The sequence below is a fragment of the Streptomyces sp. NPDC087215 genome, from assembly GCF_044744885.1.
GTDB lineage: Bacteria > Actinomycetota > Actinomycetes > Streptomycetales > Streptomycetaceae > Streptomyces.
Map to the genome: position 1 here is coordinate 296144 of NZ_JBIUZD010000001.1, position 12421 is coordinate 308564.

At 72.1% G+C, this 12421-nt stretch carries 8 protein-coding genes and 1 CRISPR repeat array; all 8 genes read right to left on the bottom strand.

Annotation, left to right across the window (positions count from 1 at the left end):
• Positions 1-7 precede the first annotated feature (7 nt).
• The 8 genes from cas6e to ACIO92_RS01280 all read right to left on the bottom strand — a co-directional run bounded on the left by cas6e (position 8) and on the right by ACIO92_RS01280 (position 12403).
• The gene (gene cas6e / locus ACIO92_RS01245) at positions 8-772 is read right to left on the bottom strand and encodes a type I-E CRISPR-associated protein Cas6/Cse3/CasE (protein WP_402280523.1); all 765 of its coding nucleotides are present in this window, start codon (positions 770-772) and stop codon (positions 8-10) included.
• The gene (gene cas5e, locus ACIO92_RS01250) at positions 769-1662 is read right to left on the bottom strand and encodes a type I-E CRISPR-associated protein Cas5/CasD (RefSeq protein ID WP_402280521.1); all 894 of its coding nucleotides are present in this window, start codon (positions 1660-1662) and stop codon (positions 769-771) included. Before cas5e ends, cas6e begins: the two co-directional genes overlap by 4 nt.
• Entirely contained in the window at positions 1659-2825 is a 1167-nt protein-coding gene (gene cas7e, locus ACIO92_RS01255; RefSeq protein WP_366440717.1) for a type I-E CRISPR-associated protein Cas7/Cse4/CasC, read from the bottom strand. The genes cas5e and cas7e overlap by 4 nt, the downstream gene beginning before the upstream one ends.
• A gap of 73 nt (positions 2826-2898) precedes the next feature.
• Complete coding sequence (gene casB / locus ACIO92_RS01260; protein ID WP_402280519.1) at positions 2899-3735, bottom strand: type I-E CRISPR-associated protein Cse2/CasB; 837 nt, start codon at positions 3733-3735, stop codon at positions 2899-2901.
• A 93-nt stretch (positions 3736-3828) separates the two neighbouring features.
• Entirely contained in the window at positions 3829-5415 is a 1587-nt protein-coding gene (gene casA, locus ACIO92_RS01265; RefSeq protein ID WP_366440715.1) for a type I-E CRISPR-associated protein Cse1/CasA, read from the bottom strand.
• Between the two features lie 329 nt (positions 5416-5744).
• Positions 5745-8684, bottom strand: coding sequence for a CRISPR-associated endonuclease Cas3'' (locus tag ACIO92_RS01270; RefSeq protein WP_402280516.1), 2940 nt, complete (start codon positions 8682-8684; stop codon positions 5745-5747).
• A 204-nt stretch (positions 8685-8888) separates the two neighbouring features.
• Positions 8889-10867: a CRISPR direct-repeat array (repeat unit 28 nt; unit sequence GTGGTCCCCGCGCGAGCGGGGGTGTTCC).
• Between the two features lie 4 nt (positions 10868-10871).
• Positions 10872-11000, bottom strand: a complete 129-nt coding sequence (locus ACIO92_RS01275; protein ID WP_402280514.1) for a hypothetical protein — start codon at positions 10998-11000, stop codon at positions 10872-10874.
• Positions 11001-11500: 500 nt separating this feature from the next.
• A complete protein-coding gene (locus tag ACIO92_RS01280) occupies positions 11501-12403 on the bottom strand; it encodes a hypothetical protein (protein WP_402280513.1) in 903 nt (300 codons plus the stop codon).
• Positions 12404-12421: the final 18 nt, after the last annotated feature.

Sequence of the window (12421 nt, forward strand, 5' to 3'; positions counted from 1 at the left end):
GTCCTGGTCAGTGGTGGGGCTTGGCGGGGGCGAGGCTGAGGAGTCCGCAGCCGTAGGACTTGGCCCGGCCGATGCCGTGGAGGAGGGCGTGGCGCAGTACTTCGGGGTCCTGGATGGTGGCGGTGCCGTCGAAGCGGGTGCCCTTGTGGTGGACGGCGGTCCTCTCGGCGCGGAGGGTCCGTGCGGGGCCGTGCCAGGCGGTGAGCGAGTCGGGGGTGTCGGCCTGGAGGGTGTGCAGGGCGAGGCCCGCTCTGGTGGCCTGGTTGGCCCACCACTGTTCGGCATCGGGTCCGTGCAGGGCGATGGCCTGCTTCCAGCGGCCTTCGGTGCTGCGGGGGCCGCAGCGTTTGACGGCGTTGCCGAGCAGTCGGTAGTGGACGGTGAGGCCGGGGCGGAGGGCGTCGAGGAGCGGTGTGAGGTCGCGGCTCTGCGCCTGCGCGTATCCGGTGGGGAGGCGCCTGAGGTCGGGGGCGGTGCGGCTCTGGACGAGGAGGGTGGGTGCTCCGGGTGCGTCGTGGTCGAGGCGGAAGAGGAGGCCGCTGCGGGCTCGGGGGCTGTCGCCGAGACCGTCGGGTACGAGGGTCATGACCCGCCGGTGCAGGGCGGCTGCGTCCTTGAGGTCGTGCTGGACGGCTCGCGCGGCGGGGTTGAGGCGGAGCCGGGTCAGCCAGGCGGTGGTGGTCCCCGGAGCCGGGGAGGCTTCTTCCGCCGCCGGGGCGGCTGCGGTACGGGTCCTGGCGTCGGGGATGCTCGCGGTCGCGCTGTGGATCATGCGGGTTCGTCCTGGGGTGTGGATGGCCGGAGGTAGGCGAGGAGTGCGTCGAGGTAGGCGGGGCCGTACCCCGCGCACAGGCCGGCGGGGAGGCTGTGACTGGTGGTGTACGAGGGGCGGGTGCGGTAAGCCCGGTTCTGGGGGGTGAACCGCACGGGGTCGTCGTTCAGCGAGGTGACCGCGTCTCGCGCGGAGGGGACGGCTCCGGCGGTGTCACCGGAGAGCGTTTCCCCGGAGGTCGTTTCGCCGGAGAGCGTTTCCCCAGAGGTCGTTTCGTCGAAGGGGGTGTCGGAGGTGAACCGCACCCGGACGGCGTGTCCGGTGGGGCGCGGCCGGGCGAGGGGGAGATTCGTCCGCAGGTCCGCGGCGGGGTCGTCCCGTCGGGCCGCCAGCAGGAAGACCGTGCCGGGCGGGCAGGAGCGCCGCCCCAGGTAGGGGGGCCAGTGGGGTGCGGCGAGGGCGGACGCGCACTGGTGGAGGAGGTGGTCGGGGTCGGGCGCGGAGGGGGCTGTGACCGCGACGGAGAACACGGCGTCGGCCAGATAGTGGCGGTCGGAGACGATCGTGGCCTGCCCCGTACCGCGTCGGCCGCCCTTGGCGGTGGGTACGGTGCGGTGGGTGGGCAGCCCGCCGCCGACGGTGTGGAAGTCCCTCAGTCGGGTGCCGGGCCGGTCGTGCCGGACGGTGAAACGCAGATGACCGAGGCTTTCGAAGAGGGTCGGCGGGCCGTCGCCGGAGGTGGCCTCGTGCCGGGGAATGCCGAGGGCGGAGGCGATCAGGCCGATGAGTCCGGAGCGGGTGGGGTGTGCGACGGTGTCGCGGTCGTTGAAGGAGCTGTGCTCGCCCCAGGACTGGAGCGGTCCGCCGACCTGGAGGAGGAACCCGGTCACGCCTGGGCACTTCCCTCGCCGGAGAACGCGGCGGCGAGGGCGTCGGTGACCAGCTCGGGGTAGGAGGTGGCCCGGGTGCCGAGCGCTTCACGGGCGGTGTCGTCGACACCGGCGTAGGCGCTGTGGACGCGGCCCTGGTCGCCGAGGAGGAGGGCCGCCTTGGCGGCGTAGGTGTTCAGTGCGGTGCGGGAGGGCTCGGCCCAGCCGTTACGGGTGGCCTGCACGGGCTGTTCGAACGCCGCGGCAAGGGAGACGGGACGGTCGGACCGGACGACGACATGGACGAGGTCGGGGATGCTGTGCGGCGCGGTGGAGTTCTTCTTCGCCGACGGCACGCTCTGGATGAACTCGGTGAGGAACGCTCCCGCCAATTCCCCGGCGGTGTCCCGGTCCCCGGTGTTGCGGGTCAGATCGTGCAGGTCGAGGGTGGCGTAGCGGTAGAAGACGCCGGAGCTGTACTCGGCGGTGTTCATATGGGCGCTGCCCGCGTCGGAGGCCCACTGGTCGATGTCGTCGACGGCGGTGAAGAAGTCCGCCTGGACGGAGGTGGCATGGGTGGTGAAGGCGTGGGCGACCTGCACCGAGCCGTCCACTCCGGCGCCGGGGATCTCGGCGAGCATCCGTCCGAAGAGGGCGATCGATCCGTTGCGGGAGCGCAGTACCTCGTGGATCTCGTCCTTGGGCAGCTGGGGCTTGGCCGCCGCTTTGGTCCCGAGGACCTTCTCCAGCGCGTCACGGTTCCTCTCGGCGATGTCGGCGAGCAGACCTGCCGCCTCGTCGGGGAGGAACAGGAGGGACGCGGTGGTGGCGTTGTCGTCGAGGTCGAGCTTGGACTCGGTGGACTTGACGATCTGGACACCGGCGAGTTCGGCGAGGTCCTCGGGCCACTTGCGTTCCTCGGCAAGGATCTTGGCGACCTGGAGGGGGATACGGCGGGTGCGGCGGGCCTTCTGCCCGATCCTGGTCTCGACGGCATGGCGGGTGGGGCGCTTCCACGCCTGGCTGGAGACACGCGTGCGGGTGGTGCCGCCGTAGGTCACGGTCTTGGGCGAGCCGAGATCGTCCCGGTTGACGTTGCTGTAGGGCAGGGTCTGCAGGATGTGCAGGTCGATGTAGCGCGCGGGGCGGGACGGGGTGCTGACGGTGGTGCGCGGTGTCGTCATGGCGCGGTTCCTGGTTCCTCGGTCTGGTCGTCGGGAGGTGGCGGGGAGGGCGTGCCGTGTGGGCGGCGGTGGTTCAGGAGGGGCGTTCGGATCGGCGGAGCGTGCGGTAGTAGTCCTCCAGCCAGCGCGTGGTCACCTCGCCGTGCCGGTGGGGCCAGCGCAGGAGGTCTCTCAGGAGGCGTCCGTAGTCCACGGCGATGCCCGCGGATCCGAGCTGCCGGACGAGCGGGGGCAACATGCGGTGGACGCCGTCGATGTCCTGGCGGACGAGGAGATGGAGCCGCTGCTCCACTCCGCCGACCTTGTCCGGCTGGGTGGCCGGGGACGTCCCCGCGCCGTCGGAGGAACGGGCCCGCCGGGTGGTGAGACCCGCCAGACTCGCGCCGAGGCTGGTCCCCCAGGTGGGCGTGGGTGGCTCGGCGTCGACCACCGTGCCGGATGCGGGCGGGGAGGAGGCTTCGGCGCCGGCCGACCGACCGGCGGCACCCGGGTGCGTTGCGGTGTCCGGGTCTGCTGCGGTGTCTGGGGGTGCTGCGGTGTCCGCCGGGGCCGCGATGTCCGCCGGGTCGGTGGTGTCCGGCTGCGCGGCGGCATCGAGGCGGTCCCTGTCGTCCCTGTCGTCCGTGCGTCGTTCCGCGCGGGGGCGGGCGGCGATCAGTGCGGCGACGGCGTAGTAGGCGCGTTTCCTGTCCGAGCCACCGGGTCCGTCGGGGACGAGCCCGTTCCGCAGCAGGGCCGCGTGCGTACGGCCCGGCATGTCGTCCATGGACCTGCCGAGGCCCGCCCGCAGGGCCTGCTGCGCTCCGGGTCGTACGCACAGTTCGCGCACGCGGTCGGCGAAGGTGTCGTAGGGGGCGAGGTTCTCGTGGCGGGGCGGTGTCGGTGCGGTGTCGCCGGTGGGCAGGGTCATCGGTCCTTCTCGACGGGGAGGGTATCGGGGCATGGGGGAGGCGGGGCTGCGGGCGTGCGCCGGGACGTCCGCCTCATGGATCGGCGTGACGGTTCAGGTGCGGTCGGCGTCGAGCAGGCTGCGGACCAGGCCGCGTGCGCCTTCTCTGGCCTTCGCGCCTCGCGGTTGCGCGGCGATGGCGGCGGTCAGGCCGTCGAAGACGTCCAGGGCGATCGCTCCGAACGCGGGCAGGGCTCCGGAGAAGTCCTCCTGGTCGAGCAACTGCCAGAACCGCTCCTCCGCGGCGGGCCAGTAGGCGGCCAGCGCGGCCTCGGGCCACGGGCCTCCGTTCCTCTCCTTCTTCGTCCGTCCGGCGGGCTTGCCCTCCTCGAAGGGCAGGGTGTACGCACGCCACACGTCACGCAGTGCTTTCTCCAGCCTCCAGGCCGCGTGCTCGGCGGCTTCCCTGCCGTCCTTGAGATGGCGCGCGAGTTCTCTGTCCTCCTTGTCGTCGGATGAGGACAGGAGCGTGCACAGTACGGGGGTCACGGCGGTGAAGTGACTGCGGTCCCGGGTCTGCCCGTCCTGGTCGAATCCATGGGCGACGACGCGCAGATGCCGGAACACGTCTTCGGGTACGTTCCCGCCGGTCAGGCCGTCGAAGATGCGCGGCCTGCGGTTCTGTCCGCCGCGGTGCTGCAGGATCAGTCCGTCCAGGTCACGCCACATGGCGCGGTTCGCGTCGGCACGGCGGGGGTAGGGGGTGCCGTCCTTGCTCTCGTCCCAGATGAGGTACGGGTCGGGGAACGGCGGCCGGTTCGCGCGCAGGGCCCAGGTGATCGTGGCGTCGACCGCGTGCGTGCCGTCCGGGGACGGGTGGAGCAGCACGGCATGCTGGTGACGGCTGGTCAGCAGGTGCATCGGGCCCGCCGACTGGCCGGGCGGTTCGAGTGCGGGGAGGGGCCGGGGGTCCTCCCAGGGGCACAGGTCGTCGTGGCCGGGTTTCGTGTCGGGCCAGGTTTCCGGTTGGGGAATGCCCAGGAGCAGGCTTTCACGGAGGTCGCGTCCGAGCGGGTGGCAGGACAGGACCCGTCGCAGTGGTCCGGCCATGGTGTTGCCGTATTTCTGTCCGTCCGCCGTGCGCGGGGTGCACTGACCGGAAGGCCCGTAGGCGAGTTGGGCGAGGAGGTGCGGGACCGCCTCCGCGGAGGGCAGGGATACGGGTTCGTCGTCCCTGAAGTGCCCGAAGAACACCTGGTTGTTGCCTGAGGGGCGGCCCAGCACCAGCTTGTTGATGCCCGATGTCGAGGTGCACTCGTCGGCGAGCCGGGCGTCCTGCATGAACGGCCGGTCCGGGTCGTAGAGCCGAAGCCCGTCGGCATGGGTGTCGAAGTACTGGTGCACCGCGTCCGGGTCGAAGGGGTCGCCCGCCGCGAGCAGTCCATAGCGCGTGTCCAGCCAGGCACCGGGATCGCCGTCACAGCGGTCGAGACGGGTCAGCCGGGCCGCGATCGCGCTCAGGATCCGCAGCAGCGCGGACGCGGCAGGCGGAGAGGCGACGGCGAGTCCGGTGAACTCACCCGCCCGGATGAAGAGTTGCCGCAGCCCCAGGTGCTGGGTGGTGCCGTCCTTCGCGAGGACGGGCACCCACGGCATCGAGTCGAGCGGGTAGCGACTGTCGGCGGAGGCGGGTTCAGGCATGAACGGTGGAACCTCGAGTTCGAGAGGGGCGGTACCGGGCAGCGGAAACACGGGAGGGAAAGCACGGGAACGGAGGCCGTACGCCGAGACGGGTCTCGGACCGGATGCCTTCGTGTGAGGGTGAAGGCGGGTCGGCGAGCGCCCGTGACGACGAGCGGCTTTCGACCACGCCCTCCCCTCGAAGGCAGGAGGCTTCCAGGGAAGTCGGCTCGACCGGCTACGAGCCAACTCCGTTGATTCACAAACCTGTTGGCGTTTCCAACGTAGCGCGTGTCACGCGGGGCGACACACCAGTTCTCCAAGATGGAACTTTTCGGCTTATATTCGCCCTATTCGATTCGCTCGGTTATCAGCCCCAGCACTCGGTCGGAGGTGATGCGGACCTCTCCGACGACAGGGCCTTCCACGTTCCCGTCGCCGTCTCTGCGGTGCGGCAACAGGACCAGGCGGGCCAGACGCGACTCTTTGCGCCATGCCTCGGGCGGTTGGTGCGCGGGGCCACACGCCGTCCGCCAGGGTCCGTAGGCCAGTGGGGCCACATGGGCGAGCAGTTCGCGGACCTCGCGGCGGGTGAAACGTCCTTTCCACCCACTGCCGACTACAGGGAGCGGACGTGTGCACTCCTCGTCAAGCCAGCGACCCCGGTCGTCCTCGTGGACGGGCAGCACTTGGACGGACTCGACGCCGAGGCGGGTGCGCACCAGGTCCTCGTCCGCGTCACTGCTGGTGAGACGGTGCAGCGAGGTCACCGTACGGGGTGAGGGAATCGCCACCATCCCGGCCATGCCCACACCTGCCATGTCATGGGCGAGCCGCTCGAAGTCGCGTTCCATGAGCTTCTCCGGTGCGACCGAGGAGAACTCGGGGGCGTAGACCTGGTCGACCAGACGCTGGACGTCCCCGGGTACGGCGATGGGGGCGTCCCGCAGCCCGACGAGGAGTTCGAGCGTCCGGTGCAGGAGGGAGTGCGGGTAGACCTCGCCCCACGACTGTGGGGGTTCCGCGACGGTACTGCTGGTGTCCTTGCCCACGGGCGCGAGGACGACGAGACGTGGGCCGGTGGACCAGGCGGGACGTGGCGGTGCGGGGGTGAGATGGCGCCAGACCCGGCCGGCGCGCTGGAGCAGCATGGCGAGCGGGGCCAGGTCGGTCACGACGAGGTCGAAGTCGAGGTCGAGCGACTGCTCGATGACTTGGGTGGCGACGATGACCGCGCCCCGCCCGGCAGCCGGTCGCGCGGAACCCGGCTTGTCGGTCCGTCCGAACCAGGACTCCGCCTCCGCGGTGAGTTCCGCTCGCCTGCGAGCGGGAAACCGCGCGTGCAGCAGCCTCAGGCGCGGACCGGCTCCGAGGTCCTGGCGCTCCAGGTCGTCCGTCGCCCGGTCGTCCCATCCGCGATAGCCGTCGCCGAACCTGTCGCGGTAGTGGGCGCGTAGGGCCTCATGGGTTTTCTGGGCCTCGCCGACCGTGGTGCAGACGACGGCGGCGCATCCGCCGTGGGCGGCGATGTCGTCCAGGGCCCCCAGCAGGACCGCCAACCGGCCCTCGCGGTCGGTGGGATCGTAGGTGTGGACGACCCGGCGGACCTCGACGCGCAGGTCGCGCTCCTGCTCGCTGGCGAGCGGTTCGACGGGCTCGATCACCCGACCGCCGTCCGCCGGGGCGTAGAGCCAGCCGGGATAGGCGGGCGTCGGCACCTCGGGCAGGAGGCCGGAAGGGGACGCTCCGGACAGATAGGCGCGGACCATACCCCGGGCGATGTCACCGGTCAGGGTCGCCGACAGCAGCACCACCGGGATGCGCAGGGCCCCCAGCCACTCCAGCAGCCGCAGCATCAGGGCGTGGGTGTAGGCGTCGTAGGCATGGGCCTCATCGATGATCACGGTCTTGCCGGAGAGTCCGAAGTGGCGCAGGGCGTTCCTCTTGAGCGGCAGGACTCCCATCAGTGCCTGGTCGATCGTGCCGACGGCGAGGGGGGCGAGGATGCCTCGTCCGTGGTCGCGGAGCCAGCTCCCCGCCACGACCGACACCCGCTCGTCGTCTCCGGCGCACTCGTGGTCGGACAGGACCCGGGGCTCCGCCTCGTCCGCGTCCGGCTCGGCGCGATCCGTGTCGGCGTAGGGGGCGTAGAGGTCGGCGGCTCCGTGGAGCAGTGTCAGCTGGGACGTGGCCAGCAGGTTGGTCCGTGCGAAGTCGACCAGCCTGCCATACATCTGATTGGCCGTGGCCTGGGTGGGGAGCGCGAAGAAGAGCCCTTCCGCACCGCACGCTCTCCCCATCCGCGCGGCCGCGTACAGGGCGGTCTCCGTCTTCCCCTCACCGGTCGGCGCGGTGACGAGGAGGATCCCGGGCCCGTCGAGCCGGGCCTGCTCCAGGCCCGCTTCCACGCTCAGTTGCAGCGGTCGTGGCCGCTCTATGCCGGGGAACAGATCGCGGAATCCGCCGTCCTTGAACTCCGCACGTCCCACACCGGCGTCCTCCAACAGGCCTGGAGCCAGACGCTCCATCCGCCGGGCGTGCGCTTCCAGTCCGGCTCGGGTGCGCAGTCCCGGGCCTGAACGCCCCGCGTCCTGCTGACCCGCGACCACGTGCTGCTGGCTGGCGATCCAGTCGGAGACGATCACCATCCCTGCGAGCACGACCGCGAGCGGGACCGGAAGCGCCGGAGCCTGCGGAACCGGCGGGCTCCCCAGTAACTCGTAGAGCGCTCGTACGTGTTCCTCGCGCTGGCGCGCCCACTCCCCCGCGCCGAGTTCGGGAAGGTCCTCCAGGGGGTCGTGGAGGTGGGCGGGGTCGTTGTCCTGGGGATAGCGACCGTGATGTCCGCCGAGTACCTGGGCGATCTGTGTCAGCAGCAGTCCCGCGGGGCGGCCCTCGCGGGGATACCCGAGAGTGATCAGCAAGGACGGCAGAGCCGCGTGCGTGGCGTACTCGTGACGGACGCGCGCGACTTTCTTGTCGCGCCCACGGTCGTGCGCGTACCCCGACTCCGCGAGGAAGGACCTGTGTTGGGGGCGTTCCTTGAGGAGCATGTCCTGGAACTGCGGAATGATCTTGCCGAGGTCATGCAGTCCGGCCCAGAACATCACCGTCCTCCGTGCCTCCGCCACCCCCGACCCCAGCGCCGAGGCCATGCGCCCACGCTGCGCCGGGCTCAAACAGTGGTCCCATACGGCCCCGCACACCACGGCGGTGTCCACGAGATGCCCGATCACCGCGTACGGCTCGTCGAGCCCCTCGGACTTCCCACCCATCCGGGCATCGACCATGACGCCACCTCCTCGTGACCGTGATCCTGCAAGCAGTCCACCACACACCACTGACAACGCCCCTCGGACCGCCACCGCTTGAGGCGATCAGCAGCCAAAAACGCCCTCAAGGGCCATGAGATCTGCCAGGATGACCTGGTGCGCGCCGAGCCCCAGCAGAGCAAAGAAAAAGCAAAGGGCTCCTGACAACGCAGGTCAGGAAGGGTGGTCCCCGCGCGAGCGGGGGTGTTCCGGAACGGTGGGCCGCCGGGCGGACGATCAAGAGGTGGTCCCCGCGCGAGCGGGGGTGTTCCGGCCATCACGGCGGCCAAGACGCCCCGCCAACGGTGGTCCCCGCGCGAGCGGGGGTGTTCCGGTGTGGGGCGACGTGGTCGCCCAGGAGCAGGGGTGGTCCCCGCGCGAGCGGGGGTGTTCCGGGGTGGCCGGGCCCGGCCGGTGCCGGGCCCCGGTGGTCCCCGCGCGAGCGGGGGTGTTCCGTCGGCGGGCAGCGCGCCGTTCAGCACCGCGAGGTGGTCCCCGCGCGAGCGGGGGTGTTCCGGCCCGGGGCGACGTCCTGGCGCGGGAGGGCCTGTGGTCCCCGCGCGAGCGGGGGTGTTCCGCAGATCAGGAAGGCCGCCTGATGCGCACCCCGGTGGTCCCCGCGCGAGCGGGGGTGTTCCAGGACGGAGCAGGGCCCCCCGAGAGGGGGGCCCGTGGTCCCCGCGCGAGCGGGGGTGTTCCTTCTGAGCCGGGCTGGCCTCGGTCGCCGCAGGCGTGGTCCCCGCGCGAGCGGGGGTGTTCCGACGCTCGTCCTCGGCCTGGCCCTCTTCGGCCTGTGGTCCCCGCGCGAGCGGGGGTGTTCCGTCCGCGTCCAGCAGCCCGAGTCGCGGGTCGACGTGGTCCCCGCGCGAGCGGGGGTGTTCCGTGGAAGACCATGCTCTGGCCCTCGGTGCTCGGGTGGTCCCCGCGCGAGCGGGGGTGTTCCGGTGGCGGCCCCCCCGAAGCGGAGCACGCCGAAGTGGTCCCCGCGCGAGCGGGGGTGTTCCGTAGACCTGCATCGGGTCGGGCCAGTCGAGGTCGTGGTCCCCGCGCGAGCGGGGGTGTTCCGCAGCTCGACGGCGGCACCGTCACCCTCCTCGAGTGGTCCCCGCGCGAGCGGGGGTGTTCCGCTCGACGCTCCTCTCGAACGTCTCACCGCACGGTGGTCCCCGCGCGAGCGGGGGTGTTCCGTTCTCGCGCATCTCCGGGCCGCCGACGGCGCGGTGGTCCCCGCGCGAGCGGGGGTGTTCCGGTCCAGCGGGGCGTCTATCAGCTCAACCCGGCGTGGTCCCCGCGCGAGCGGGGGTGTTCCGAAGCGGGCCGAGGAACGCGCTGCACGCCGACTGTGGTCCCCGCGCGAGCGGGGGTGTTCCTGAAGTCGATCGCCTACCCCGACTGCCGCACCTGTGGTCCCCGCGCGAGCGGGGGTGTTCCGACTCCGGGTGGTCTTCCGAACGGCGGGCTGCAGTGGTCCCGCGCGAGCGGGGGTGTTCCGTTCGTCGGTGAGGCCGGGGATGCCGGTGGCCCGTGGTCCCCGCGCGAGCGGGGGTGTTCCGTTCGTCGGTGAGGCCGGGGATGCCGGTGGCCCGTGGTCCCCGCGCGAGCGGGGGTGTTCCGGAGCCCATGAGTTCGAGGCGGGTGGACTGGACGTGGTCCCCGCGCGAGCGGGGGTGTTCCGCTGACGTCCCTGTACTGCTTCGTTCGCCCGCCGTGGTCCCCGCGCGAGCGGGGGTGTTCCGCAGTCCCTCGTTCTGAAGAAGACCACGGCTCAGTGGTCCCCGCGCGAGCGGGGGTGTTCCGTGCTGCGGAGAGCTCCCGCGCCGGCCCATCGTGTGGTCCCCGCGCGAGCGGGGGTGTTCCGATCCACACGATCGTCTACGCCGGGTCGGCGCAGTGGTCCCCGCGCGAGCAGGGGTGTTCCGGATCCAGTAGTAGGCGCGGTGGCCGGTGGCCGTGGTCCCCGCGCGAGCGGGGGTGTTCCGTCTCCAAGGTGCTCGGTGCGGCCGACCTGGCGGTGGTCCCCGCGCGAGCGGGGGTGTTCCCATGCCTCCGAGCAGTAGATCCTGGGGCGACCCGTGGTCCCCGCGCGAGCGGGGGTGTTCCGCTGCTGGTCGAGTCGGCGCCCAGTGTCGTCGCGTGGTCCCCGCGCGAGCGGAGGTGTTCCGTTCTTCAGTTCCAGGCGGGCAGCTTCTTCGATCGATGGGGCGGCTCCCACGCGCGGGTGCGGCGGGCGATGTCGGGGGCGAGACGGTGATGCTCGCCGCCCTGGTGCACGTATCGCACCTGCCCGACGTCCATCCCGCCTGTGGGTGTTCGCCGTGTGCGAGCGCATCGCCTCGCCCGTCCGGCCTGTGGTCCGGGGCCGTCGTGGTGGTCCCGGCGTACGCCCCTGGTGGCGACCTCCGTGAGTTCGGCGCCCTGGCAGCGCCGTGACCAGGGGCCAGGCCTGGCGGGGTATCGGGTTGATGCCACGGCGATACTCCGCCACGCGCCCGAACCGGGCCGCGGGCCGTTCCGGTACGGCCGCCTGCCCCCGTCTGCCTGGCCGCTCGGGCATGACCGTCGGCGAGGTCGCGGAGGCCGGGCTGCGGTCCAGGTGGTGGTCTGGCCAGGAGCAGCACCTGGGCCAGGTCAAGGCCATCGGCGGGGCCACAGCCAGGACCAGAGGCAGCGTCCGGACCGAGCGGCAGGGCCCGGCGCAGGTGAGCACCCGGCGCGGGAGGTCGGTCGGTGTTCTGTCCGTACGAAGGGTGCCGTCGGGTCACGGGATCCCGTGGCCCGGCCGTCCGTCGCGGCGGTCAGCGGGGGCAGAGCGGCTCGGTGCGTACGTAGCCGCCCTGGTTCTCGTCGTCCGTGCCGAGCACCCCGGCGCCGGGGTCCTGCGGGCATCCCAGGGCCTCGATCTTGTGTCCGGGGTAGCGGGCGAGTTCCCTCGGAGCCGTACGCAGTTCGAGGACGGATCCCGCACCGGGCCACCACGGCGGTGCCGGTCGTACCGTGCCCGCGTCGTAGACGGCGGAGTCGAACGGCCCGTCGTCCCCCGCGTCCGACGCGGAGGTCACCGTGATCCGCCCGGTGCCGGAGACGGCGAGGTCGCTGACGTGCCGCACCCCCTCCACCGGATAGGGGACCCGCAAGGGTGCGGTGTCGGCGGGGCCGAAGGCGAGCGTGGGCCAGTCGAGCCGGGCCGCGCGGACGACCGCCGGGTCCTGGTCCTGACCGCGATGCGCCCACACCGCCGTCAGCCCGCCCCGGAGAGCGACCAGCGCGAAGCCTTCGTAGTTGTCCCCGGACACGACGCCCGGAACGGTGAACTCGCGCAGTACGCGTGCCGTGCCGCCGGACACCGCGAAGTGGTAGCCGTGGCCGGAACTCTCCAGCGCCGCGTACTCCCCTGCCCTGCCGGGGACCGCGCTGAGGGACTCCAGGTCCACCGGCAGCGGGCCCTCCCAGGTCAGGACGTCGGCCCGGGGTCCCTCCCCGGTCCACCGCACGGCCGAGACGCGCTTCTCGCCGCCACGCTTGTTGTCGTGCACGACGAGCAGATCGCCACCGGGCAGGAAGGACGCGCCACTGATCCCCGAGACGATGCCCTCGCCGACCCGCGCCCACTCCTCGGCGGCGCCAGCACTCACCGGAGTCCGGCCCAGCACAGCCGCCACCACCGCACCCGCCACCGCGTACCGCCGCCATGTCACCATGGGCCCCACTGTGCTGCG

Coding starts and splice junctions, on each gene's coding strand:
- cas7e (WP_366440717.1), bottom strand. CDS start 2,825: ATGACGACACCGCGCACCACCGTCAGCACCCCGTCCCGCCCCGCGCGC.
- ACIO92_RS01270 (WP_402280516.1), bottom strand. CDS start 8,684: ATGGTCGATGCCCGGATGGGTGGGAAGTCCGAGGGGCTCGACGAGCCG.
- casA (WP_366440715.1), bottom strand. CDS start 5,415: ATGCCTGAACCCGCCTCCGCCGACAGTCGCTACCCGCTCGACTCGATG.
- ACIO92_RS01275 (WP_402280514.1), bottom strand. CDS start 11,000: ATGGACGTCGGGCAGGTGCGATACGTGCACCAGGGCGGCGAGCATCAC.
- cas6e (WP_402280523.1), bottom strand. CDS start 772: ATGATCCACAGCGCGACCGCGAGCATCCCCGACGCCAGGACCCGTACC.
- casB (WP_402280519.1), bottom strand. CDS start 3,735: ATGACCCTGCCCACCGGCGACACCGCACCGACACCGCCCCGCCACGAG.
- ACIO92_RS01280 (WP_402280513.1), bottom strand. CDS start 12,403: ATGGTGACATGGCGGCGGTACGCGGTGGCGGGTGCGGTGGTGGCGGCT.